The sequence below is a fragment of the Mammaliicoccus fleurettii genome (assembly GCF_003970575.1).
Classification (GTDB): domain Bacteria; phylum Bacillota; class Bacilli; order Staphylococcales; family Staphylococcaceae; genus Mammaliicoccus; species Mammaliicoccus fleurettii.
This window is the reverse complement of sequence record NZ_RXWZ01000002.1, coordinates 1-26,846: the sequence shown is the minus strand read 5'-3', so window position 1 is coordinate 26,846 and position 26,846 is coordinate 1. Positions and strand designations below refer to the sequence as shown.

Genomic DNA, 26,846 nt, shown 5'->3' with positions numbered 1-26,846 from the left:
TCTACAATTTTTTCTTAGTCGATTACATTGTACTAAAGTGAGCTATATATGGCTCTTATTTTATTACACAATTATATGGACATATTCGATAAGAGGTACGTTAAAAGCAATTCTCAGTAAAATTGCTGATAAGGGGTAAGTTAAAAGCAATCCTAAGTAAAATTGCAGATAAGGGGTACAGAAAAACTAGACTTGATTACAAAATGGAGCTTGGGACATAAATGATTTTTTAAAAATGAGATGAGACGTAGATTAACTCCATAATCAATACGAATCTATCGACTTCTTTATTTATGATATTCATCTCTTTTTAATGGAAATAAAAGTGCGATTAATGTGATAATACAGTTACGTTAATTAAAAAAATAAAAATGCAAGGAGAGGTAATATGCTAACTGTATATGGACATAGAGGATTACCTAGTAAAGCTCCGGAAAATACAATTGCATCATTTAAAGCTGCTTCAGAAGTAGAAGGTATAAACTGGTTGGAGTTAGATGTTGCAATTACAAAAGATGAACAACTGATTATCATTCATGATGATTATTTAGAACGGACTACAAATATGTCCGGGGAAATAACTGAATTGAATTATGATGAAATTAAAGATGCTTCTGCAGGATCTTGGTTTGGTGAAAAATTCAAAGATGAACATTTGCCAACTTTCGATGATGTAGTAAAAATAGCAAATGAATATAATATGAATTTAAATGTAGAATTAAAAGGTATTACTGGACCGAATGGACTAGCACTTTCTAAAAGTATGGTTAAGCAAGTGGAAGAACAATTAACAAACTTAAATCAGAATCAAGAAGTGCTCATTTCAAGCTTTAATGTTGTGCTTGTTAAACTTGCAGAAGAAATCATGCCACAATATAACAGAGCAGTTATATTCCATACAACTTCGTTTCGTGAAGACTGGAGAACACTTTTAGATTACTGTAATGCTAAAATAGTAAACACTGAAGATGCCAAACTTACTAAAGCAAAAGTAAAAATGGTAAAAGAAGCGGGTTATGAATTGAACGTATGGACTGTAAACAAACCAGCACGTGCAAACCAACTTGCTAATTGGGGAGTTGATGGTATCTTTACAGACAATGCAGATAAAATGGTGCATTTGTCTCAATAGAAAGTTAGAGGTGAGTCTTACGTTTCAGTGACGGTAGACTTACCTTTAACATGTTACATACTAAAAAATTAATTTGAATAAGAAAGAGAGACATATATGAAATACGATGATTTTATAGTAGGAGAAACATTCAAAACAAAAAGCCTTCATATTACAGAAGAAGAAATTATCCAATTTGCAACAACTTTTGATCCTCAATATATGCATATAGATAAAGAAAAAGCAGAACAAAGTAGATTTAAAGGTATCATTGCATCTGGCATGCATACACTTTCAATATCATTTAAATTATGGGTAGAAGAAGGTAAATACGGAGAAGAAGTTGTAGCAGGAACACAAATGAATAACGTTAAATTTATTAAACCTGTATACCCAGGTAATACATTGTACGTTATCGCTGAAATTACAAATAAGAAATCCATAAAAAAAGAAAATGGACTCGTTACAGTGTCACTTTCAACATACAATGAAAATGAAGAAATTGTATTTAAGGGAGAAGTAACAGCACTTATTAATAATTCATAATAAAACAGTGAAGCAACCATCGTTACGGATTGCTTCACTGTTTTGTTATTCATCTATATCGTATTTTTTATTACCGTTCTCATATAGCTCATCATACACTTTACCTGAGATTTTGGCATTGTAGCTAGCCATTCCTTTATCTTGTACATCTTTAACATTAATAGCCATCATCATGTTTGGATTATCTTTATCATATGATATAAACCACCCAATTTGTCTGCCAGTTTCTCCTTGTTTCATTTTGAGTTCTGCAGTACCGGATTTGCCAATTAAGTTTGCATAAGATCTATAAATATCTTCTTTATGTGTTTTATTTACGACTTGTTGCATACCATCAGTTAATAGATTGATATTTTCTTTGGAAATAATATTTTTCTTCCAAACTTTGTTTTTCGTGTCTTTTAATAAGTGAGGTGCGTTAATATTGCCATTATTTTCTAATGCGCTATAGATTGAAAGGATCTGTACTGGGTTAATCAGTATTTCACCTTGTCCGTAACCTGAATCAGCTAATAATATTTCATTATCTAAATTTTTGTTTGAAATTTGAGCATTATAAAATGGATAATCACTTGGTATATCTTCACCAACACCTAGTTTTTTCATGCCTTTTTCAAATTTCTTACTGCCTAATTCGAGTGCTACTCTAGCAAAGAAAATGTTATCTGATGATTCTATTGCTTGTTTTAAGTCGATATTACCATTTACCACTTCATATCTTGTAACGTTGTAACCACCCCAAGATTTATCTTTTTGCCAACCTTTACCATCGATTTTATAACTTGTTTTATCGTCTAATGTTTTGTTATTTAACCCAATCATTGCTGTTAATATTTTTTGAGTTGAACCTGGTGAAGTTGTAATCTGGAACTTGTTGAGCAGAGGTTCTTTTTTATCTTCGGTTAATTTATTATATTCTTCGTTACTCATGCCATACATAAATGGATAGACGTCATATGAAGGTGTGCTTACAAGTGCTAATAATTCACCTGTTTGAGGGTGGATAGCAGTACCTGAGCCATAATCATTTTTCATGTTGTTATAAATACTCTTTTGAACTTTAGCATCAATAGTTAGTTGAATATCTTTGCCATCTTTTTTCTTTTTCTCTATTAATGTATGTGCGATTGTATTGCTATTATCGTCAACGATTGTGACACGATAGCCATCTTCATGTTGGAGCTTTTTATCGTAAAGTTTTTCGAGTCCCTTTTTACCAATAACTGCATCATCTTTATAGCCTTTATATTCTTTTTGTTTTAATTCTTCAGAGTTAATGGGACCAACATAACCTAATAGATGTGAAGTCGCTTTTTCTAGAGGATAGTTACGACTTTCTGTTTCATTAGTTGTAAGATGAAATTTTTTTGCGAAATCACTTAAATCTTCATCCATTTTTTTAACGGTTTTAAGTGGAACGAAGGTATCATCTTGTACCCAATTTTGATCCATTTGTTGTTTGATATAGTCTTCAGAAATACTTAGTTCTTTAGCGATTGCTTTATAATCTTTTTTAGATACATTCTTTGGAACGATGCCTATCTCATATGCTGTTCCTGTATTGGCCAATTCCACATTGTTTCGGTCTAAAATTTTACCACGTTCTGATTTTAAATTTTCAATATGTATGCTTTGGTCTTTCTGCATTCCTGGAATAATGACGCTATGATCCCAATCTAACTTCCACATACCATCTTCTTTAACAAAATTAAATTGAACGTTGCGATCAATGTTACCGTAGTTTGTTTTAATTTTATATTGAGCATCTACTCGTTTTTTATTTTTAGATACTTTTTTTATTTTACGATCCTGAATGTTTATATCTTTAACGCCTAAACTTTTATATATTTTTATCGGACGTTCAGTCATTTCTACTTCACCATTATCGCTTTTAGAAATATAACTGCTATCTTTATAAACTTGTTTGAAATTTTTATCTTCAATTGCATCAATAGTATTATTAATTTCTTTATCTTTTGAAGCATAAAAATATATACCAAACCCGACAACTACAACTATTAAAATAAGTGGAACAATTTTTATCTTTTTCATCAATATCCTCCTTATATAGGACTACATTTGTAGTATATTACAAATGTAGTATTTATGTCAAAATAATGTTATAATTTTTGTGATATGGAGGTGTAGCAGGTGTTATCATCTTTTTTAATGTTAAGTATAATCAGTTCATTGCTCACGATATGTGTAATTTTTTTAGTGAGAATGCTCTATATAAAATATACTCAAAATATTATGTCACATAAGATTTGGTTATTAGTGCTCGTCTCCACGTTAATTCCATTAATACCATTTTACAAAATATCGAATTTTACATTTTCAAAAGATATGATGAATCGAAATGTATCTGACACGACTTCTTCGGTTAGTCATATGTTAGATGGTCAACAATCATCTGTTACGAAAGACTTAGCAATTAATGTTAATCAGTTTGAGACCTCAAATATAACGTATATGATTCTTTTGATATGGGTATTTGGTAGTTTGTTGTGCTTATTTTATATGATTAAGGCATTCCGACAAATTGATATTATTAAAAGTTCGTCATTGGAATCGCCATATCTTAATGAACGACTTAAAGTATGTCAAAGTAAGATGCAGTTCTACAAAAAGCATATAACAATTAGTTATAGTTCAAACATTGATAATCCGATGGTATTTGGTTTAGTGAAATCCCAAATTGTACTACCAACTGTCGTAGTCGAAACCATGAATGACAAAGAAATTGAATATATTATTCTACATGAACTATCACATGTGAAAAGTCATGACTTAATATTCAACCAGCTTTATGTTGTTTTTAAAATGATATTCTGGTTTAATCCTGCACTATATATAAGTAAAACAATGATGGACAATGACTGTGAAAAAGTATGTGATAGAAACGTTTTAAAAATTTTGAATCGACATGAACATATACGTTATGGTGAATCGATATTAAAATGCTCTATTTTAAAATCTCATCACATAAATAATGTGGCAGCACAATATTTACTAGGTTTTAATTCAAATATTAAAGAACGTGTTAAGTATATTGCACTTTATGATTCAATACCTAAACCTAATCGAAACAAGCGTATTGTTGCGTATATTGTATGTAGTATATCGCTTTTAATACAAGCACCGTTACTATCTGCACATGTTCAACAAGACAAATATGAAACAAATGTATCATATAAAAAATTAAATCAACTAGCTCCGTATTTCAAAGGATTTGATGGAAGTTTTGTGCTTTATAATGAGCGGGAGCAAGCTTATTATATTTATAATGAACCAGAAAGTAAACAACGATATTCACCTAATTCTACTTACAAAATTTATTTAGCGTTAATGGCATTCGACCAAAATTTACTCTCATTAAATCATACTGAACAACAATGGGATAAACATCAATATCCATTTAAAGAATGGAACCAAGATCAAAATTTAAATTCTTCAATGAAATATTCAGTAAATTGGTATTACGAAAATTTAAACAAACATTTAAGACAAGATGAGGTTAAATCTTATTTAGATCAAATTGAATATGGTAATGAAGAAATATCAGGGAATGAAAATTATTGGAATGAATCTTCATTAAAAATTTCTGCAATAGAACAGGTTAATTTGTTGAAAAATATGAAACAACATAACATGCATTTTGATAATAAGGCTATTGAAAAAGTTGAAAATAGTATGACTTTGAAACAAAAAGATACTTATAAATATGTAGGTAAAACTGGAACAGGAATCGTGAATCACAAAGAAGCAAATGGATGGTTCGTAGGTTATGTTGAAACGAAAGATAATACGTATTATTTTGCTACACATTTAAAAGGCGAAGACAATGCGAATGGCGAAAAAGCACAACAAATTTCTGAGCGTATTTTAAAAGAAATGGAGTTAATATAATGGATAATAAAACGTATGAAATATCATCTGCAGAATGGGAAGTTATGAATATCATTTGGATGAAAAAATATGCAAGTGCGAATAATATAATAGAAGAAATACAAATGCAAAAGGACTGGAGTCCAAAAACCATTCGTACACTTATAACGAGATTGTATAAAAAGGGATTTATAGATCGTAAAAAAGACAATAAAATTTTTCAATATTACTCTCTTGTAGAAGAAAGTGATATAAAATATAAAACATCTAAAAACTTTATCAATAAAGTATACAAAGGCGGTTTCAATTCACTTGTCTTAAACTTTGTAGAAAAAGAAGATCTATCACAAGATGAAATAGAAGAATTGAGAAATATATTGAATAAAAAATAAAATTGTTGTATTTACAACAATACATAGAAAACAGAGGAAACAATCAAGTCGTTGAATATTTCCTCTGTTTTTTAGTTGAAAAAATTAACCGAAAGTCTGAATGCAAGTCTTGATTAAATCAATAATGCTTGTAATAACACCAGTGAAATCCATATGCATACCCTCTTTCTATTTAAGATACATTAAGTATAAAATCAAACAAATAAAAAATGTTAAAAATTCCCTAATTGGCTATTTAGATTGCATAAATGTCAAAAATTTGAAAAACATACAACGACTTTGCATAAAAAATCGTCATATTGGAAATACGTAATTTATTGAAATAATAAAAAAAAAATAAAAGAACGAAGATGATAACCTAAGTGAGGTTTTAAGTTGTTCTAAGGTTTAATTTAATTTATGTTAAAATAGTTGGTATAAAAATACATGATAAACTATAAACTAAATTCAAAATAACTTATGGGGTAGGCAATTATGGAAAATATTTTAAATATAAATGATAATGAAAAAAGAGTGCTAAGGGAAATTTATAACCATCATAATATTTCGCGTACTCAAATATCTAAAAATCTTGAGATTAATAAGGCAACGATTTCTAGTATTTTGAATAAGTTAAAGTATAAATCTCTTGTTAATGAGGTTGGTGAGGGTGATAGCACGAAGAGTGGTGGTAGAAAACCTATTCTTCTGAAGGTTAATCATCTTTATGGTTATTTTATTTCTTTGGATTTAACTTATAGTTCTGTTGAAGTGATGTACAATTATTTTGATGGTAATGTCATTAAGCATGAATCTTATGATTTACCTGATGAAAAGGTTAGTAGTATATTAAGCATAATAAAAAAACATATTGATATTCAGGAGAAACTTGATACTTATAACGGACTATTAGGTGTGTCTGTTTCTATACATGGAGTTGTGGATAATGAGCAGCATGTGACATATTTACCTTTCCATGAAACTGAAGGAATTTCAATTGCTAAGAAAATAAAAGAAATTACTAATGTTCCAGTCGTAGTTGAAAATGAAGCGAATCTTTCAGCGTTATATGAACGTAATTTTAATCATAATTTATCCTACAATAATCTTATTGCTTTAAGTATACATAAAGGTATTGGTGCTGGGCTTATTATTAATAATCAATTGTATCGTGGTGCAAATGGGGAAGCGGGTGAAATTGGAAAAACACTTGTCTCAAAAGTTAGCGATAATGTGGAGATCTTTCATAAGATTGAAGATATTTTTTCACAAGAAGCTTTACTGCATAATTTAAGTAATCAACTAAATGAGAAGATGACGCTTAGCAAATTAATTCAATTTTATAATGAAAAAAATCCAGTCGTAGTTGAAGAAATGGAACAATTTATAAATAAAATTGCTGTTTTAATACATAATTTAAACACCCAGTTTAATCCGAATGCAATTTACATTAACTGTCCATTGTTCAATGAAATGCCTGAAATATTAGAAGCAATTAAGAACCAGTTCAAACAATATTCACGTAACGAAATTCAAATAAAATTAACATCAAATGTGAAATTTGCAACTTTGTTAGGTGGCACATTAGCAATTATCCAAAAAGTACTGCAGATTAATGATATATACTTAGATATAAAATCATAAAAGACTAATTCAAATGAATAATCAAAGTTCGTAATTGTCTTTATAAAAAATCCCTCAATCCGAATTGAATTTTCGGATTGAGGGATTTTTATAGTTCTATTGCAGAAGAAAACTATTTTAAAGATGCTGGTAAATGTTGATAGCCACCTCTAACGTTAACAATATTCGTAAATCCTTTATATTCTAATATTCCTACCGCTATTGAACTTCTAACATCTGATTGACAATGTACATAAATTAGGTCATTTTTATCGAAAGGTATATCTTCATTTAAAAGTTTACCGTGAGGAATATGAATTGCTTGTTTTAAATGACCTTTACGCCATTCATCATCATTACGAACATCTAATACATTATGTTCTTCACCAGTCATTTCAGAACTATGAATAGATGATGTGACGATATTTGTTTGTGGCAAACGGTAACTTTTTACATTTTCAAAACCAATTAATTGTAAAGCATGAATAGCTTGTTGAACGGTAGATTTATCGCCAATTAATTCAATATCTTTGTCATAATCTAAATACCAACCAATTTGATTTATAAAAGTTTTATTAAAAGGAATATTGATAGTTCCATGCATATGACCACCATGGAATGCTTCTTTACTTCGAAGATCAAAAGCAGTTTGTGTATTGCTTGAACTAGGGTAAACATTATATGGTTGGTACATTTGCATACCAAATTGATTTATTTTTTTCATTTGTGAAAAATGGTGTGGTGGAGCTGGCTGATTGAGTGTTAAAGTTTCGATAAATGAAGTTTCATCTTTAACATTAAAAGCCCAGTTGTTTATTTTCTCATAACCCAAAGTAGTTGTAGGTAATGAACCTAGCGCTTTACCACAAGGACTCCCTGCACCATGACCTGGCCAAATTTGAATATAGTCTGGTAATGTTGCAGCAAATTGTATGGACTGATACATTTGTTTTGCTCCGATTTTTGTAGAACCTTCAACATTTACAGCTTTTTCTAATAGATCTGGTCTACCTACATCACCAACAAAGATGAAGTCACCGCTAAATAATCCCATTGGTATACTGGAACTCCCACCTTCGTCAGTAAGTAAAAAACTAATACTCTCAGGGGTATGGCCTGGAGTGTGTAAGACTTCTAATTTAATCTTTCCTAAATAGATAATATCTTGATGCTTAACGAAATGTGTTTGTTTAGGCATATTTTTATAATTAAATTCATCTTTACCTTCATCAGATACGTATATACTTGCATTCAATTTATTTGCCACATCTCTAATACCTGAAGCAAAATCAGCATGAATATGTGTTTCTGCAGCTTTAGTAATTGTGAATCCTTCTTTATCTGCAACTTTTAAATATTTTGTTAAATCTCGTTTAGGGTCAATAATCATTGCTTCTCCTGTACGTTGACATCCAATTAAATAAGATGCTTGTGACAAATTGTCTTCATAAAATTGTTTGAAAAACATAAAAAAACTCCTTTTTAAAATAGATTTTATTAATTAGATAAATAAGTTATGATTTGCTTGCTCAGTATGTCCAATATAAGTACCTACGCCACCATAATCGACTTCATCTCTTAATTCTTCTTTTGAAATTCCCATAACATCCATACTCATGGTACAAGCAATTAACTTTATATCTTGATCGATTGCTTGATCGATAAGTGAGTATAAAGAATCAACATTTTTCTTGTTCATTACATAACGCATCATAATATTACCTAGTCCAAACATATTCATTTTTGATAATGGCATATGTATTGGATCCTTAGGTAACATAAGGTCAAACATTTTGGAAATACCTTTCTTTTTAACGCGAGTTGATTGCGCTTTTTTTAATGCGTTGAGGCCCCAAAAAGTAAAGAAAATAGTTACATCTTTACCTGCTGCTTTAGCGCCATTTGCGATGATCATTGCTGCTACTGCCTTATCTAACTCACCGCTAAATAAAACAATTGTTGTACCTGTAGCAGTGTCATTGATTTCAAATTCTTTTGGCTTTTCTTTTTGAATAATTGCATTAATTACATTTGCTTCTTCAGTAAGATTTACAAGGGTATTCCCTGTTTGTTTCGCCCAACTTTTAATATCACTATTGAAACCAGGATCTGTAACTGTTACCTCGATTTGCTCACCCGTTGAAATCTTGTTAATTTCTTTACTGATATTAACAATAGGTCCAGGGCACTGAAGACCTCTAAAATCAAATTGTTTACGATTCTCTTTGATTTCAATATCTTTTTCTATTAAAGGAGCACTATTGAAGTTCTTTGCTTCATAATCTTTATATCCACCCTTTAAATTCACGACATCATAACCTTGTTTGGCTAAATAATCGCAAGCTTTAGTGCTTCGGTTACCGCTTTTACAATGTATATAATACGTTTTGTTGCTATTCTTATTGAATGATTTAATCTCTTCTACTGGGTGTAAAGTTGAACCGTTAATGTGTCCTAATTCATATTCTTCTTTTGTTCTAACATCAATCAATTGACCCATTTTTGCCAATTTTTCTAATTCTTCTTTGTTTAATGAATTAATGTGTACTTCTTTGTATTGTTCCATACTTACCTCCTATAAATACCTATGAGGGTATAATAAAACGGATAGAATCATTTGTCAAATACCTATAGGGGTATTTGACAATTTTGTTTTAATTTATTAATATTAACTTAATCAATTTATGTGGAGGAAATGAATGTGACTTATGATAAAAAAATGATTAATCGTATAAATAGAATACAAGGTCAATTAAATGGTGTCGTAAAAATGATGGAAGAAGAAAAAGATTGCAAAGATATAATTACGCAACTTAGTGCATCTAAAGGTTCTATACAACGTTTAATGGGGATTATAATTAGTAAAAATTTAATAGAATGCGTCAAAACAGCAGAAGAAAATAATGAAAGTTCTCAAGAATTAATTAATGAAGCAGTTAATTTATTAGTTAAAAGTAAATAATGGATATAGCAAATATGACTATTATGTTGCTAATTAGCGTACTGGGTGGATTTATATCTGGATTAATAGGTATTGGGGGCGCAATTATTATTTACCCAGCTATTCTTATATTGCCACCATTAATAGGTATACCTGCGTATAGTGCATATATTGCTTCGGGACTTACCTCTAGTCAAGTATTTTTCAGTACACTTAGTGGATCATTAAATGCAAGAAAACAACCAGCTTTCTCTCCTAAACTTGTTATATATATGGGAGGGGGTATGTTGATTGGAAGCATGTTAGGGGCAATTTTAGCTAGTTTGTTTAATGCTACTTTTGTAAATACGGTATATGTAATAATCGCCATACTTGCTTTAATATTGATGTTTATTAAAGTTAAACCTACTACACAAGAGACGAAATCTAAACCTTTGCTACTTATTATAGTTGGATTTGGAATTGGTGTAATTTCGGGAATTGTGGGTGCAGGTGGAGCATTTATCATCATTCCTGTATTATTAGCATTATTTAAATTACCAATGAATACGGTAGTGAACAATAGCATAGCAATTGCTTTTATATCTTCAGTAGGGGCATTTTTTATAAAATTAATGCAAGGATATATACCAGTAGAAAGTGCAATTTTTTTGATAATTGGTAGTATTATTTTTGCACCGATAGGATTGAAAGTGGGTAAGAAAGTACCTGATTCTATTCAACGAGGAATGCTAATTATATTAATAGTAATCGCCATAATACAATTTATAATTTAATTGCACATATGACTTATGTAGGATATTTTCTATAATAGGTTAAAAGGAGTGGGATACGAAATCTTTTTCATAAAATTAGATTTCTACCCACTCCTTTTTTATATTTGAATTTTTTAGATTTTACCTGATCACTAATAGCTAGAAGTTATGAAAATAAATTTGGGTTAAATCTATATTTTTAATTTAATGAGTAAGCGTTTACATATTTATTTCGTTATGCTATATTGTTTTTAAAGTTAGTTTGTTTAATAAACTAACCAACTAAAACTAGGGGGATTATCATGACATACTTTAACGTTGATAAAATAAAATACGAAGGTTCTAATTCAAATAATATATTTAGTTTTAAATATTATAATCCAGAAGAAAAACTTGGCGACAAAACGATGGCGGAACATTTAAGATTTAGTGTTGCATACTGGCATACGTTCACAGCTGACCTTTCAGATCCATTCGGTGTTGGTACGGCTGAGCGTGATTGGGATAATTTAGATGAAATGGGTAAAGCGAAGGCTCGTGTTGAAGCAATTTTTGAATTCATGGAAAAATTAAGTATCGAATATTTCTGTTTCCACGATGTAGATATTGCTCCAGAAGGTAAAACTTTAAAAGAATCTAATGAAAATTTAGATGTGATTGTAGATTTAATTCAAGAGAAGATGAAACAGACTGGTAAGAAATTATTATGGAATACAACTAACAATTTCACTCACGAGCGTTTTGTTCATGGTGCAGCAACTTCTTCTAATGCTAAAGTATATGCATATGCAGCAGCAAAAGTTAAAAAATCTTTAGAAATTGCTAAAAAGCTAGGTTCTGAAAACTTTGTATTCTGGGGAGGTCGTGAAGGTTACGAAAGCTTATTAAATACTGATATGAAATTAGAATTAGATAACTTAGCTAATTTCTTCAAAATGGCGAAGAGTTATGCTGAAGAAATTGGTTACGAAGGACAATTTTTAATTGAACCTAAACCGAAAGAACCAACTTCTCATCAATATGATACAGATGTTGCTACTGGACATGCATTTTTACAAAAATATGGTTTAGATAAAATCTTCAAATTTAATATTGAAGCAAACCATGCAACTTTAGCTGGGCATACTTTCCAACACGAGTTGAGATATGCACGTGATAATCAATTGTTAGGTTCAGTTGATGCTAACCAGGGCCATCCACAATTAGGCTGGGATACGGATGAATTTCCAACTGATGTGTATGATACAACTTTAGCTATGTACGAAATTCTTAAGAATGGTGGCTTAACTCCAGGTGGTTTAAACTTTGATGCTAAACCTAGAAGAACTTCATTTAAACAAGAAGATTTATTATTAACACATATTTCAGGTATGGATACATTTGCATTAGGTTTAAAAGTAGCTTACAAAATGATAGAAGATAAGTTCTTTGAAAATATTATTAATAAAAAATACCAATCATTTAATGAAGGTATAGGTAAACAAATTGTAGAAGGTACTACTTCATTTAAAGAACTTGAAGAATACGCACATAATATTAAAAAAATCGAGAATGAATCTGATCATTTAGAAGTTATTAAAACTCAAATTAATCAATATATTTTAAATATTAATAATGGAGACTGATAATGATGAACTTCGTAATTGGCATTGATATCGGTACGAGTGGATTGAAATCGATAGTAGTTAATAAAAAAGGTGAAGTAGTTGATTCACACAGTATTAGCTATAAGACTGAGCATCCACAATCTGGTTACAGCGAAATGGATCCAAATATTTGGTACAAAGCAACATTAGATAGTTTAAATCACTTATTAAGCAAGTTTGATAAAGAAACGATTTCAGGTATTAGTTTTTCAGGACAAATGCATGGTTTAGTTGTCGTTGATGAAGATGGTAAGAGTATAAGACCAGCTATTTTATGGAATGATACGCGAACATCTCAAGAAGTTGAAGACATTAAACAAGCTATTGGTATAGAAACGTTACTTAAACATACACAAAATACAGTCCTCGAAGGATTTACACTTCCTAAATTAATGTGGTTAAAAGCACATGAACCAGAAAATTATAATAAAATTCATAAGTTTATGTTACCTAAAGACTATGTCGTTTATAAATTGACTGGCAATATTTATACCGAGCCATCGGATGCTGCTGGAACAATTATGTATAACATTAAATCTGAAAAATGGTCTAAAGAAATATTAAATCAATTAAATATTGATTCTAAGATTTGTCCAGATGTAATAGCTTCCCATGATAGAAGCGGTACTTTAACAAAAGACATTAAAGAGAAGTTAAATATTGACTGGGAAATAAATGTTTATCAAGGTGGAGCTGACAATGCTTGTGGAGCACTCGGTTCAGGAATTACAGATGAAACGAAACAACTTGTAAGTATTGGAACTTCAGGTGTGGCACTATCTATTGAGAATAGTGCGAATTACGAGAATGATGGTAATATGCATTATTTCAGTCATTGTGTACCAAATCAAAAATACGTAATGGGTGTAACACTTTCTGCAGGTTATAGTTTAGAGTGGCTCAAACAATTGATTGAGCCATCTGAAGACTTTAATACATTTTTACAAGATATTTCAAAATCAAAATTAGGATCAAATGGTTTGATGTATACACCATATTTATTAGGTGAACGTACACCGTATAACGATGCATCTATTAGGGGTAGCTTTATAGGCTTAGATGCAAATACAACTCAATTGGATATGAAACGTTCTGTTCTTGAAGGCATTACATATTCTATAAATGAAAGTATTGAAATTATGAGAAGTAAAGATATAGATATTAAAGAAATTGTATCTATCGGTGGCAGTGCTAAAAATGCAGAATGGCTACAAATTCAAGCAGATGTCTTTAATGTACCAATTACAACAAGAACAGAAGAACAAGGCCCTGCATATGGTGCAGCTATGCTAGCAGCAATGGGTGAACAATGGTTTAATTCATTCAATGATATGAACGAAACTTGGATTAATTATCGTGAGCACGTATCACCTATTTCGAGTCATACAGAATCATATGAAAAACTATTTAACATCTATAAATTAATTTATACTGCAACTCAGCCAATAACGAAAGGTTTAACTCAATTTAAATAAAGAACTGGGGAGATGGGGTAATGAGTAGTTATGATAATAAGAAGTTTATCTTTAAGATTGCGTTAATAGCAACTCTTGGTGGACTATTATTTGGTTACGATACAGCAGTAATTTCTGGTGCAGAACAATCATTACAAAAATATATTACAGCTGATTATGGGAGTTTCGTACATGGTATAACCGTATCAAGTGCATTAATAGGGTGTATCATAGGTGGAATATTATCTTCAAATATTTCAAAAAGTTTAGGACGTAAGAAATCTTTACAAGTAGCAGCTATACTATTTATAATCTCTGCTGTTTTATCAGGTTATCCAGAATTTCTGTTTTTTGATAGAGGAGAATCAACACTTGGATTACTTATTATGTTTAACATCTATCGTATTATAGGTGGTATTGGTGTAGGATTAGCTTCTGCAATTTCACCAATGTATATCAGTGAGATTTCACCATCCTCAATAAGAGGTAGACTTGTGTCTTGGAATCAGTTTGCAATTATATTTGGTATGTTAGTCGTATACTTCGTAAACTATGGAATTACATTCGGTCAATCGCAAAGCTGGGTTGATTTAATCGGTTGGCGTTACATGTTTATGACAGAAGCAATTCCAGCAGTCGTCTTTTTCGTATTATTATTCTTAGTGCCTGAAACACCAAGGTATTTAATTTTAGTTAATAAAGATAAAGATGCATTAAATGTACTTAATAAAATATATTCTTCAAGTGAACATGCTAAGAAAGTATTAAATGATATATTATCTACAAAAAGTAAAACTAAAGAAATAAAAGCACCATTATTCAGCTTCGGTAAGACAGTTATTATTATCGGAATATTACTATCAATATTCCAACAATTTATCGGAATAAACGTTGCACTTTATTACGCACCAAGAATATTTGAAAATTTAGGTGTAGGAAGCAATACATCAATGATGCAAACAGTAGTAATGGGATTAGTAAATGTAATCTTTACATTAATTGCTATAATCTATGTAGATAAATTTGGACGTAAACCATTACTTATAATTGGATCAACAGGAATGGCAATCGGTATGATCGGTATGAGTGTATTAACAGCTAATGGGATCTTCGGAATCATTACATTAATCTTCATGGTTATTTATACAGCTTCATTTATGATGAGTTGGGGACCAATTATTTGGGTATTATTATCAGAAATATTCCCTAATAGAATAAGAAGCGGTGCAATGGCAATAGCCGTAGCCGTACAGTGGTTAGCAAACTTTACAATCACATCAACATATCCATTTATGATGGATATCAGTGGAACAATGACATACGGATTCTACGCAGCAATGAGTATACTATCAGGAATATTCGTTTGGAAATTCATCCCTGAAACAAAAGGTAAGACATTAGAAGAGTTAGAAACAATATGGCAAAAAGATAAAAAAGTAAAAACAGCATCAGACAATGTTGAACCACCAGTATTCACAGAATCAATACAAGATAGAAGTTAAATAATAAGGCTGAGACAAATTAATTTGTCTCAGCCTTTCATTGTATGGAAATGATTTTGAGAATGTCTTAGATTAACTAGGTACTTAATCTACAACTTGGTCAAACTCTTAGATTAACTAGGTACTTAATCTACAACTTGGCTGAACTCTTAGATTAATTAGGTACTTAATCTACAACTTGTCCAAACTCTTAGATTAACTCCAGACTTAATCAACAACTTAGCCGAACTCTTAGATTAATTAGGTACTTAATCTACAACTTACCTCATTTTTTAAATAGTTAGTGGGGCAAAGCTAAATATATAGCGAAAATAATTAGTGCAATGCCTATCACAATAAAACTCTTATATAGAAAATTTTGCCTTCTACGAGATATTCCTTGAATAGTTAAGTAAATACCTAAAATTATTGAAATAATCATAATACTAAATCCCATTCTCTTCATTCCTTTCAATATTCATAATTCATAGATATCTTATCACAAAATTTGATAATCATTTCAATTTACGAAGTATTTGTTACAATAGTAATAAATATATAATGATCGAATATAATTTTATTTAGAAAATATATTATAAAATTTAAGGGGTGGTACTTTTGAAGAAGCAGTTTTTGGCTGGGATTGTACTTGTTTCATCATTAACTATTGCGGGATGTAGCTTTAGTATTGGTGGAAATTCTGATGATACGAAATCATCAAATAGCGATAGTAAAAGTGAATCAACGAGTAATAAATCCAATCGTGATTCAAATAATGAGCAATCTGGAGATACTAAAGATAATGGTAATGAAAGTGGTATTAAGGATGAATCTAATATAACTGAACAACAAAGTATTGCGATGGCGATGCTTGAACCTAGCTTAGAGTCTGATATTGTAACGGGTGATGAATTATTATCTGGGAAATATACTAGAACTTCTGGTGCAGGTGAGAAACAAGAACAACAAGTTGATACTTTAGAGCTTTCTGAAAGTCCTGAACTCAATAAGATGAAAAATAAACCAGATGGTATGAAGTTCTATGGTTTGAGTGAATCTAAAGGGAGTTATGCGACGATTATCGGAGTGAATAAAGAAGAGGTTGTTTATATTATGACCCAAAGTACAATTTTTGACTTTAATGAAGTTAAGAATAGTGAAACTTCTAAAACATTAAATATTTCTGATTTGTACAGTAAATATAAAGACAATCGTAAAGTAGCAAATATAGCTAATAAAATAGAGTATGGTGATCCAATGCCATCAAATAATGAAGACACTTCTAATGTAGATACAATTAGTAATGAATATTACGCCAAAGTATGGTTAACAGCTTTACCAAGTTATCGAGATTCTGGAGATAGTGAAATGGATGCAGAACTTGAGCATCAAAATATAGAAGGTGATTTATTAAATCCTTATAACGAAGAAAATACAGTTAAATATCCTAAAGGTGTACAAAGACTAGCAGGTACACCAACAGCTGCTGGACAAGTTGTTTATAAGAACAATGGAGACGGCACAATATCAATTTATGATGTACCATCACATTTTCATGATGAAAGATGGTTGGAAGATGATGACTACTCACAGCGAAAATCTGAAGATATTATAAATAGTCCTAAAGTGGTTAAACTTTATAATGCATCGAATGATGAGATTGAACAAACTGTCGAAATGTTTGATGGATCAAATTCAAATGATGATTCTGATTCAGAAGATAGTTTTGAAAAAGTAACACGCGAAAATGTTATAGATAAAGTTGAATCATATGAAGGGTCAACTTTAGATACAGACACTTATACGTATAAAGAACCTGAAAAAACAGACGATGGTAAATGGGGATTCTCATTTGAAGATAAAGAGGGTAACTTAGCCGGATCATATATTATTGATGATGATGGTGAAGTAACTGAGTACGATGAAGATGGAGATAAAGTAGGATCTGGATATTAAAATAGAACAAAGAACCATCTAGGCTAAATAGCTTGGATGGTTCTTTATATTATAGTGATATAGAGTGACAATAGTCTTATTGATTAGTAACAGCTGTTCAATTGTTCTTTATTCTAACTTATTGTACACTATATGTAAGCGCTTACTAAATTTATTTATTCAAATATAGTAACATTAAGGAGAATATATATGAAAGATAAAGTGATAATCGTAACAGGTGGCAGTAGTGGAATGGGAAAAGCAATGGCTAAACGATTTGCAGCTGATGGTGCTAAAGTTGTTATAACGGGTCGCTCTCTAGACCGTCTTGAAGAAGCTAAAAAAGAAATGGAACAATATGATGGCCAAGTTCTTTGTATAGATATGGATGTTCGAGATACTGAAAGAGTACAATATACTGTAGATGAAACGATTAAAACATTTGGTAAAATAGATGGACTTGTTAATAATGCAGCAGGAAACTTTTTATGTGCAGCAGAAGATTTATCTATAAATGGTTGGAACTCTGTAATTGATATCGTCTTAAATGGCACATTTTATTGTTCACAAGCAGTAGGTAAAGAATGGATTAAAAGTGGACACAAAGGGCGCATTTTAAATATAGTAGCAACATATTCATGGACTGCAGGAGCAGGTGTGATACATTCAGCAAGTGCTAAGGCAGGTGTACTTGCAATGACGAGAACACTTGCAGTTGAATGGGGAAGTAAATACGGTATAACAGTTAATGCTATTGCACCAGGACCAATAGATAATACAGGTGGCGCTAAAAAGTTATCATTATCAGAAGAAGCAAAACAACAAACATTAGATAGCGTACCATTAGGAAGAATGGGACAACCAGAAGAAATCGCAGGATTAGCTAGATTCTTATTTTCAAAAGAAGCGGAATATATAAATGGAGATTGTATCACGATGGATGGTGGACAATGGTTAAATAGAAACCCATTTTAGATAACAGTGGGAAGCATGGTGAAATTATAAAGTTATAGAGTGGAGTTAGAAATTCTAATAATCAAGAAAAGGCAAACAAGCACGTTAGAAATTCTAACGAGCAAGACTCCTAAAACAAGCACATTAGCGCTATATAAATCATCCACAATAAAAAAGCAAATTAGAGGCAGGGACAAATTAATTGTCTCTGTCTCCATTTTGCTGCACCTCTTAGTCATAGGATTGTTTATACGATACTCAACATGCGTTCTAATGATTGCTTGGCATAATATGCAGTTTCTTTATCTACTTTGATGATGTTCTCTTTATGCCCGTCTTGAATTTTATCTAGACACCACGCTAAATGTGGTAAGTCTATTCTGTTCATTGTGAGACATGAACACATAAGTGGATTGAGTGATTCTATAGTAACATCTGTGTAAGTTGTTTTTAATCGATTAACGAGATTCATCTCTGTCCCGATTACCCAATGTGAGCCTTTTGGTGCGTTTTTTATCATATCTATAATATATTTTGTAGACCCCGCGTAGTCTGCCATTTGTACGATGTCAAATTGACATTCAGGATGGACGATGACATTGACGTTAGGGTCTTTTTTACGTGCTTGTTTTATATGAATTGGATAGAACTTTTCATGAACGGAACAGTGTCCTTTCCACAAAATAATTCTAATATCTTCATCATTTCCGTCAAATTCTAATGTTTTTTGAATAGGATCCCATACGGCCATTTCTTCTAGTTTAATACCTAATTTAAAGGCGGTATTGCGCCCTAAGTGTTGGTCGGGCAGAAACAGTATGCGTTTGTCTTGATCTAGTGCCCATTGAATCACACTATCTGCATTTCCACTTGTGACACATGAACCACCATTTTCGCCGACGAATTTTTTAATAGCTGCTGTTGAATTTACGTAAGTAAGCGGAAGTATGTTATCACCTAATCGATTCGTTAAGACATCATATCCGTGTAACGCTTGATCAATATTTGCCATATCTGCCATAGAGCAACCTGCTGACAAATCGGGTAAATAGATGTTTTGATTGTCGTTCGTAAGGATATCAGCAGTTTCTGCCATAAAATGCACACCATTAAAAACAAAGTATTGAGCTTGAGTATTTTCTTTACAAATTCGTGCTAATTCAAGAGAATCTCCCATTATATCAGCGAATTGTGCTACTTCATCTTTTTGATAATGATGTGTCGGCATAAATAGTCGCTCACCAAGCGCTTCTTTAATGGTTTTAATTTTATTTTCTAGTTGTTCTGTTGTCATATTTAAGTATTTTTCAGGTATAGATTGTGCTTTTTCTATTGTAGGATTGAACATTTAAATAACCACCTTTGCTGAGATATCTAATGCATGTTGATCATAAAATAATGAACCGATAGAAATGTAATCAACACCTGTTTCTGCATATTGAACGACATTGTTTATGTTAATGTTTCCTGAAGCTTCTGTTTGAATATGACTCGGTACTTTAACGATATGTTCTTTAATCCATTCAGGTGTACAATTATCGAACATCATAATATTTACATCTGCTTGAATAGCTTCAGTCAATGTTTGCTCATCTTCTATTTCGATTTCAATTTTATCCATAGGTCCGATATGTCTTTTAGCTTTTGATACTAGATCATCAATTGATTTACTAAAGCTAATATGATTGTCTTTCAACATTAATCCGTCATTTAATGTTCGACGGTGATTGTAACCTCCACCTACATGAACAGCGTGCTTTTCAAACATACCTAATCCAGGCGTCGTCTTTCTCGTATCCACAATTTTAACGTTAGTATGTTGTACTTTTTGAACGATTTGATGGGTAGACGTGGCGATACCTGACATACGTTGAATTAAATTTAAAGTGATGCGTTCCATAGTGAGTAAAGTAGTAACACTTCCTTTAACCACTGCAAGTACTTGTCCTTTTTTAATTGAATCTCCATCTTTAACTGCAATATCAGTTTGAATATCACTTTCGATGATTTTGAAACTTTCTTGAAGAATGATTTCTCCACAAAAAACACCTTCATCTTTACTTAATAGCGTTAATGTTCCATGTTGATTTATATCAAAAATGCTCGACGATAAATCACCATAATGATTATCTTCAAGGTAAAATTGTTTGAGTTTTTCTTGTACGTGCAACTTGTTTAGCATGAAATATATCCTCCATTAAAATTTCTATATCTGTATGTTGTAATGTTTGTTGAACATTTGGGTAATCCGTTCTAAAGTGAACACCTCTTGATTCATTGCGATTTAAGGCTGATAGACAAACCATCTCTAACGTCTTAATGGCAACATATCTTTGCCAATCATCTTTCGACCATTGAGTTGTAACTGTAGAGTTTTTTAAACATAGCTGGATGTCATTTAAATATTGCGTCATATCATGACCATTTCGTTCAATACCTAGTACTTCAGAGCTTAGCTGACGTATTCTTTCAACTTCTTGAGTATTCATTTTAGGTATGCTCAAAGATTGTGAATTAGTCATATGAATATCTCTAATGGAAGATTGGTTAATAGCTTGACTACAAAGGTGTCCCATAACAAGTCCTTCTAAAAGTGAGTTGCTTGCTAAACGATTTGCACCATGGAAGTTTGTGTTACTTGCCTCACCAATTACATAAAAATGTTGCTCATCCGTTCTTCCATAAATATCAGTTTCAACGCCACCCATTGTGTAATGTGCACCAGGTGTAACAGGTATAAGATGGTTGTGATATTCATTTGGAAAATGGCTCATGACATTTTGGTATATTGTTGGAAATCGTGTAGAGAAATGCTCGATATGCTCTATGTTAATAAAACATTGATGACCTTCTGTTTGTTGTTGGAAAATGGCTCTACTCGTAACATCTCGAGGTGCTAGACTTCCTAGAGGATGAATATTTTTCATAAATGCCTTTCCAAACTCGTTCACTAAAAAGCCTCCATGACCTCTCACAGCTTCTGAAACGAGACCGTATGTATCGCTTTTAGTCCCTAGTAAAGTTGGATGAAATTGAATCATTTCCATATGTCGTAACGGAAGTTGATGGTGATAAGCAATAATATGACCTGAACTTATCGTTGTTGATGCATTTGAGTTAGTTGGGTAGAGATTACTATAACCACCTGTTGCTAAAATGACATCATGCGCTAAAAATTCTGTCTTATTTCCATGTTTATCGAGAGCAAGAACACCACATATTTCGTTTGAATCGTCTCTTAATAAATCAACAACTTCAGTCTCTTCATAAATCGTTAAGTCTTTTGATGATAACTGCTCGATTAAATATTTTGTGAGGTACGCGCCAGTTTGATCACCGCCTATATGTAGAATACGTGGCTTAGAATGAGCGCCTTCTATTGCAAAGTCTAAATTATGTTTATCGACTAGTTTATCAAAGGTTAAACCTTCTTCTATCATCTGCTGGATAATCTCATGACTATGTTGGATGATCGGTTCAATAACAGTCATATCGCCGAGCTTATTACCGGCTATATAAGTATCTTGTATATGAGAAAGTCCGTCATCATCCTCAAATTTAGAAAAGCAAATACCACCTTGTGCGAGTGAACTGTTATGGGTATTCAATTTATCTTTCGTAATGCAATAAATCTCGGTATGTTCATTAAGTGAGCGAATAGCAGACAATGCAGCAATTCCAGAACCAATAATTATAACTTTTTTCAAGTTTACACCTTACTTTACATATATGTTATCATTTTATATACAATATATTGACACATTAAAAGATAAATAACAAGTGGGGGATTATAAATGATTTATTTAGATAACGCATCAACTACGATGGTTGATAGTGAAGTACTAGATGTTTATCAAGATACACAAAGAGAAGCATATTATAATAGTGAAAGTTTACATATCGGAGGTCTGCATACAAGACAACTGTTGGATGAATGTAAACACTATATTAAGCAACACTTTTCAACAAACAAAGAAGTTATTTTTACGAGAAGTGGTTCACATGCAAATGAAATTGCGATACATAGTTATTTAAAAGGACAAAATGGAGGGACGATACTTGTATCTCCATATGAACATCCTTCAGTACATGCAGCATTGGAAAATTTCAAAACAGAATTCGAAATTTTAGACTTACCTTTAGAGGGTACGGGGGAGATTCATTTAGAAAAAACTAAAGAAATGATGGCAGATGAAGTCCTTCTAATCATAGCTCAACATGTGAATTCAGAGACTGGTTACATATTGCCAGTAGGGGCATTAAGTGAGATCGCAAGACATCATAATGTTCCAATACATGTTGATGGTGTGCAAGCTGTACATAAAATAGAAACTGCCGATGTACAATCATTTAGTTCATATGCATTTTCGGGACATAAGTTTCATGGAACTAAAGGTTCAGGTGGATTATTAATGAATCATGAATATGTGAAGCCATTAAATGAATATTACTTACATGAAATGTATACACAAAATGGTACAATAGATTCACCAAGTATTATAGCAATGACAAAAGCATTATCTTTATCAAGTAACATACAACATATGAAATCTATGCAGCAATATATGATAAAGAAATCGACAGAGTTATACTTTACACAAATGGTTTACAGCGAGTGTGCACCACATATAGTTGCATTGTTGTCTCCAAAATATGAAGGACAATATATAATGCAATATCTATCAAATAGAAATATATGTATATCGACAGGAACAGCTTGCGGTCATGGTGCATTGTTAAGTAGAGGTTTACAAGTTAAAATAGACTCAATACCCAAAAAAACATACGATCAATATATACGTTTATCCATTAGTAAATTTACGACAAAAGAAGATATTGATAAATGTTTTGATCACTTAAAAACAATTGTAAGAGGAGATCAGTGAAATGAATAACCCTTTTAAACGAAGAGAACAAATTCTGGAATTACTTGAGACATCAAATAAACCAATTAGTGGGAAGCAACTTAGCCAACAATTTGATGTATCAAGACAAATTATTGTGAAAGATATATCTATACTCAAATCACAAAATCACATGATAACTTCTACTAGCAGAGGTTATGTTATCAATAATGAACCACAAGGAAAAGCATATAAACGCGTAATCGTTTGCCAACATGATAACGAGCAAATGGAAGAAGAACTGCAAATCATTATAGACAATGGCGCAATGATAAATGATGTCGCAATCGATCATCCAGTTTATGGCAGTATAAAAGCAGACCTCATGATTGAAACCCAAGAAGACTTAGATAAATTTATAAGTGAAATGGAGAAATTCGAAGGACAAATGTTAGCACACCTTACAGTTAATCTGCATTTACATACAATCTCAGCACATACAGAAAAAATATTAGACAATGCTGTAAGAGACTTAAAGCAACATCAGTATATAGTAGAATAACGATGTGAGAAATACTTCGTGCGATTCAGGTGGAATCCGGTAAAAACGCACGAAGACTCCAGAGATATCGTGCGATTTACTCATCCCCACCCCCACCTCCTGTTCACAACATTTCTAAACTTAGCACCCCCATATTATTCGGCTTATCGAATTAATAGGGGGTGTATTATTTTGATATACTAAATAATAAAATTTAGAATTTTTTGAATTCTTTCTACTATTTTATGGATAATTGTATATAATATATTTATATTAGATAAAAAGGGGGATTTTCTAAAGTGAGTTTATTTTTAAAGAAATTATCAATTGCTTCGTTGAGTGCTCTGATTGCATTACCTGCTTTTGCTTCTCAAGCATCTGCAAATAATGTCGCGCCTAATGAAGATCGTTTGCTTGAAACGTTGGAAAAAGAAGGTGTGATTGAATCTTCGAATACACCTGAACAAAAGGACGAAAAATTAAAGCAATATATGGATGACAAGGGTGAACAATATCGTCAAAAATACATACCTAATAAAGGCCTTTTTGATAAGCGATATAACAAGGGGAATAATGGTAAGCGTCTTGGTAAATTAGAAAAAAATAAAAAAGAAATGTATAAGAAACAAAATAACGGTAAACGTGTAGATAAAGTTCAAGAAGAAAAATATAATGGCAAAGTGCGTAAAGATAAAGTACTAGTACTTGCTATGGAATTTCCAGACTATCCAAACAGTTCGATTACGAAAGACGAAACGGATATGTATTATGACGAATACCCGATTTCTCATTTTCAAGATATGGTGTTTGGAGAAAATGGTTATAAAGGTCCAAACGATGAGAACTTAATGAGTATGAAACAATATTATAAAAATCAATCTGGTGGCAGTTATGATGTAGACGGCCAAGTACATGGTTGGTATAAAGCAAAACATGATGCAAGTTATTATGGTGGTAACGTTCCAGATGATAGCGGTAGTGATGGTAAGCCGAAAGAATTAATTAAAGAAGCTTTGGAACAAGCTGCTAAAGATTCAACCATTAATTTAAGTGACTATGATCAATGGGATCGTGATGATATAGATGGTGACGGTGTTTATGATGAAAAAGATGGTATCGTTGACCACATTATGATTGTACATTCTGGTCCAGGTGAAGAAGCAGGCGGCGGTAAATTAGGTACTGATGCAATTTGGTCTCATAGATGGTCTCTTGATTTCGATGAGCAAGGAGAACCCTACACAATTCCTGGTACAGATTCAGGTCTTGACCAATTCGATGGTAAATTAGCAGCTATTGATTATACTGTTCAACCAGAAGATGGTGCTGCAGGCGTGTTCTCACATGAATACGGACATGATTTAGGTTTACCAGATGAGTACGACACGGAATATTCAGGTAAAGGCGAACCGGTATCATTCTGGTCAATTATGTCTTCAGGAAGTTGGGCAGGTGCAATTCCAGGTACTGAACCAACTGGATTTGATCCATACATGAAAGAAATGCTTCAACAACAACATGGTGGTAACTGGCAAACAGGTAATGAGCTTGATGCAACTGAATTTAATGGCGAAACATCTGAATTAATTGATGAAGCAACAACTAAAGGTACAAACAGTGATGCTCTGAAAGTTAATTTACCTGAAAAATCTACATTAATACAAAAACCAGCACAAGGTAAGGAGGCTTACTGGAGTGGAGCGGATGATGATTCTCAATACTCTATGACTTCTTCTTTAGATTTAACATCAGCTAAGACGAGTGAATTAAATTTCAAAACTTGGTATGACATCGAACAAGGATTTGATTACGGATACGTACAAGTATCTACAGATGACGGTGAAAATTGGGAAAACGTTAAAGGAAGTATCACAAATAACGATGACCCAGCAGGAAGTGGACAAAACCAAGGTAATGGTATAGACGGTAAGTCTAACGGCTATGTTGATGCGAAATTCGATTTATCTAAATACGATGGTAAAAAAGTAAAACTAAGATTCTTATATGTAACTGATAAATATGAATCTAATCCAGGTTGGTTTATCGACCAAATCAAAGTATCATCAAATGACGGTAAAGAAATTTTAAGTGATGATGCAGAAGCGGATTCTAAATTTGAATTACAAGGCTTTGAACAAAGTGATGGTAATAGATATGACGAGAACTATTACTTATTACAATGGAGAAACTTCACAGGTCCAGATAAAGGCTTACAAAACATTAAACGCGGTGGAGGAACAATGTCTTATAACAAAGGTTTGACAGTTTGGTATGTAGACAAGAGTTTCTCTGATAACAATGTAAGTAATCATCCAGGACAAGGTTTCATTAGTATTGTTGATGCAGATCAAAATGCATTAAACTGGGAGAAAAAAGGTGTAGCAGATGATCCTGCAACAACACAATTCCAAATAAGAGATGCAGCATTCAGTTTAGACCATCAGCCTCAAATGAAACTTAAAAATGCAGAAGGTTATGAATTACATGATAATAAAATTAAGAAAAACCCACTGTTCGACGACAGCAAAGATTACTCAAACAAAGGACAAAAAGATGCAGGCGTATTATTACCAAATCACGGTCTGAAATTTGAAGTAACAGCAAAAAGTAAAGATAATACAGTCGGCAAAGTTAAAATTACAAAATAATAAATTAAGAAGACTAGAAGAGGCTGGGACAAATTGGCACTGAACCCCTAAAATGGGAACTTAATAAAAACACTATTTTCTAGGCTGCTAATTTCCTGAATTCTATAG

The 26,846-nt window shown here is 31.9% G+C and carries 22 protein-coding genes; 15 read left to right on the top strand and 7 right to left on the bottom strand.

The genetic code is table 11. The features are described from left to right. The first annotated feature begins 388 nt into the window (after positions 1 to 388). On the top strand, positions 389 to 1,132 hold the full coding sequence (locus CD129_RS00115; RefSeq protein ID WP_000958858.1) for a glycerophosphoryl diester phosphodiesterase: 744 nt from the start codon (positions 389 to 391) through the stop codon (positions 1,130 to 1,132). Positions 1,133 to 1,228: 96 nt separating this feature from the next. Beyond that, positions 1,229 to 1,657: a MaoC family dehydratase gene (locus tag CD129_RS00110; protein ID WP_000872606.1), complete on the top strand. Its 429-nt coding sequence runs from the start codon at positions 1,229 to 1,231 to the stop codon at positions 1,655 to 1,657. Between the two features lie 45 nt (positions 1,658 to 1,702). Here CD129_RS00110 and mecA read toward each other — a convergent pair whose 3' ends face one another. Continuing rightward, on the bottom strand, positions 1,703 to 3,712 hold the full coding sequence (gene mecA, locus CD129_RS00105; protein ID WP_107509774.1) for a PBP2a family beta-lactam-resistant peptidoglycan transpeptidase MecA: 2,010 nt from the start codon (positions 3,710 to 3,712) through the stop codon (positions 1,703 to 1,705). Positions 3,713 to 3,808: 96 nt separating this feature from the next. On the opposite strand from mecA, the gene mecR1 reads away from it, so the two are divergent. Together mecR1 and mecI are read left to right on the top strand one after the other, a co-directional pair. Then, the gene (gene mecR1, locus CD129_RS00100) at positions 3,809 to 5,566 is read left to right on the top strand and encodes a beta-lactam sensor/signal transducer MecR1 (protein WP_115337013.1); all 1,758 of its coding nucleotides are present in this window, start codon (positions 3,809 to 3,811) and stop codon (positions 5,564 to 5,566) included. Beyond that, positions 5,566 to 5,937 (top strand): mecA-type methicillin resistance repressor MecI, encoded by a 372-nt coding sequence (mecI, locus tag CD129_RS00095; RefSeq protein WP_000369214.1) that lies wholly within the window; start codon positions 5,566 to 5,568, stop codon positions 5,935 to 5,937. The genes mecR1 and mecI overlap by 1 nt, the downstream gene beginning before the upstream one ends. 84 nt (positions 5,938 to 6,021) lie before the next feature. Here mecI and psm-mec read toward each other — a convergent pair whose 3' ends face one another. Beyond that, the gene (gene psm-mec / locus CD129_RS00090; protein ID WP_103323307.1) at positions 6,022 to 6,090 is read right to left on the bottom strand and encodes a phenol-soluble modulin PSM-mec; all 69 of its coding nucleotides are present in this window, start codon (positions 6,088 to 6,090) and stop codon (positions 6,022 to 6,024) included. A 321-nt stretch (positions 6,091 to 6,411) separates the two neighbouring features. On the opposite strand from psm-mec, the gene CD129_RS00085 reads away from it, so the two are divergent. Beyond that, a complete protein-coding gene (locus CD129_RS00085) occupies positions 6,412 to 7,560 on the top strand; it encodes an ROK family transcriptional regulator (RefSeq protein WP_115337014.1) in 1,149 nt (382 codons plus the stop codon). Positions 7,561 to 7,672: 112 nt separating this feature from the next. Here the strand turns inward: CD129_RS00085 and cstB are convergent, their stop codons facing one another. Together cstB and CD129_RS00075 are read right to left on the bottom strand one after the other, a co-directional pair. Then, complete coding sequence (cstB, locus tag CD129_RS00080) at positions 7,673 to 9,007, bottom strand: persulfide dioxygenase-sulfurtransferase CstB (RefSeq protein ID WP_115337015.1); 1,335 nt, start codon at positions 9,005 to 9,007, stop codon at positions 7,673 to 7,675. A 33-nt stretch (positions 9,008 to 9,040) separates the two neighbouring features. Beyond that, positions 9,041 to 10,105 carry a DsrE/DsrF/DrsH-like family protein gene (locus CD129_RS00075; RefSeq protein WP_107509771.1) on the bottom strand — a complete coding sequence of 355 codons (1,065 nt, stop codon included), beginning with the start codon at positions 10,103 to 10,105 and terminating at the stop codon, positions 9,041 to 9,043. Positions 10,106 to 10,240: 135 nt separating this feature from the next. Between CD129_RS00075 and cstR the strand changes: the two genes are divergently transcribed. The 7 genes from cstR (at position 10,241) to fadH (ending at position 18,726) form a co-directional block, all read left to right on the top strand. Next, complete coding sequence (gene cstR, locus CD129_RS00070; protein WP_107509770.1) at positions 10,241 to 10,501, top strand: persulfide-sensing transcriptional repressor CstR; 261 nt, start codon at positions 10,241 to 10,243, stop codon at positions 10,499 to 10,501. Continuing rightward, on the top strand, positions 10,501 to 11,256 hold the full coding sequence (locus tag CD129_RS00065) for a sulfite exporter TauE/SafE family protein (RefSeq protein WP_115337016.1): 756 nt from the start codon (positions 10,501 to 10,503) through the stop codon (positions 11,254 to 11,256). The genes cstR and CD129_RS00065 overlap by 1 nt, the downstream gene beginning before the upstream one ends. A gap of 281 nt (positions 11,257 to 11,537) precedes the next feature. Next, on the top strand, positions 11,538 to 12,860 hold the full coding sequence (xylA, locus tag CD129_RS00060) for a xylose isomerase (RefSeq protein ID WP_107509768.1): 1,323 nt from the start codon (positions 11,538 to 11,540) through the stop codon (positions 12,858 to 12,860). Between the two features lie 5 nt (positions 12,861 to 12,865). Continuing rightward, positions 12,866 to 14,356: a xylulokinase gene (gene xylB, locus CD129_RS00055; RefSeq protein WP_107509775.1), complete on the top strand. Its 1,491-nt coding sequence runs from the start codon at positions 12,866 to 12,868 to the stop codon at positions 14,354 to 14,356. Positions 14,357 to 14,376: 20 nt separating this feature from the next. After that, entirely contained in the window at positions 14,377 to 15,837 is a 1,461-nt protein-coding gene (gene xylE / locus CD129_RS00050; RefSeq protein WP_107509767.1) for a D-xylose transporter XylE, read from the top strand. 597 nt (positions 15,838 to 16,434) lie between these two features. Next, positions 16,435 to 17,772, top strand: coding sequence for a hypothetical protein (locus CD129_RS13345; protein ID WP_226908943.1), 1,338 nt, complete (start codon positions 16,435 to 16,437; stop codon positions 17,770 to 17,772). Positions 17,773 to 17,961: 189 nt separating this feature from the next. Further along, the gene (fadH, locus tag CD129_RS00040; RefSeq protein ID WP_053464979.1) at positions 17,962 to 18,726 is read left to right on the top strand and encodes a 2,4-dienoyl-CoA reductase; all 765 of its coding nucleotides are present in this window, start codon (positions 17,962 to 17,964) and stop codon (positions 18,724 to 18,726) included. Between the two features lie 226 nt (positions 18,727 to 18,952). On the opposite strand, the gene nadA is transcribed toward fadH, so the two are convergent. The 3 genes from nadA to CD129_RS00025 are packed head-to-tail and all read right to left on the bottom strand — an operon-like array spanning position 18,953 to position 22,412. Continuing rightward, the gene (gene nadA, locus CD129_RS00035; RefSeq protein WP_107509766.1) at positions 18,953 to 20,053 is read right to left on the bottom strand and encodes a quinolinate synthase NadA; all 1,101 of its coding nucleotides are present in this window, start codon (positions 20,051 to 20,053) and stop codon (positions 18,953 to 18,955) included. Then, complete coding sequence (nadC, locus tag CD129_RS00030) at positions 20,054 to 20,887, bottom strand: carboxylating nicotinate-nucleotide diphosphorylase (RefSeq protein WP_053464977.1); 834 nt, start codon at positions 20,885 to 20,887, stop codon at positions 20,054 to 20,056. Next, positions 20,838 to 22,412, bottom strand: a complete 1,575-nt coding sequence (locus tag CD129_RS00025) for an L-aspartate oxidase (RefSeq protein ID WP_053464976.1) — start codon at positions 22,410 to 22,412, stop codon at positions 20,838 to 20,840. The genes nadC and CD129_RS00025 overlap by 50 nt, the downstream gene beginning before the upstream one ends. 87 nt (positions 22,413 to 22,499) lie before the next feature. Here CD129_RS00025 and CD129_RS00020 point away from each other — a divergent pair, with 87 nt between their 5' ends. The 3 genes from CD129_RS00020 to CD129_RS00010 all read left to right on the top strand — a co-directional run bounded on the left by CD129_RS00020 (position 22,500) and on the right by CD129_RS00010 (position 26,738). Beyond that, positions 22,500 to 23,591 (top strand): cysteine desulfurase family protein, encoded by a 1,092-nt coding sequence (locus CD129_RS00020; RefSeq protein ID WP_115337017.1) that lies wholly within the window; start codon positions 22,500 to 22,502, stop codon positions 23,589 to 23,591. Position 23,592: 1 nt separating this feature from the next. Continuing rightward, positions 23,593 to 24,111, top strand: a complete 519-nt coding sequence (locus CD129_RS00015) for a transcription repressor NadR (protein ID WP_107509765.1) — start codon at positions 23,593 to 23,595, stop codon at positions 24,109 to 24,111. A gap of 278 nt (positions 24,112 to 24,389) precedes the next feature. Next, a complete protein-coding gene (locus CD129_RS00010) occupies positions 24,390 to 26,738 on the top strand; it encodes an immune inhibitor A domain-containing protein (protein ID WP_107509764.1) in 2,349 nt (782 codons plus the stop codon). The last annotated feature ends 108 nt before the right edge of the window (positions 26,739 to 26,846 follow it).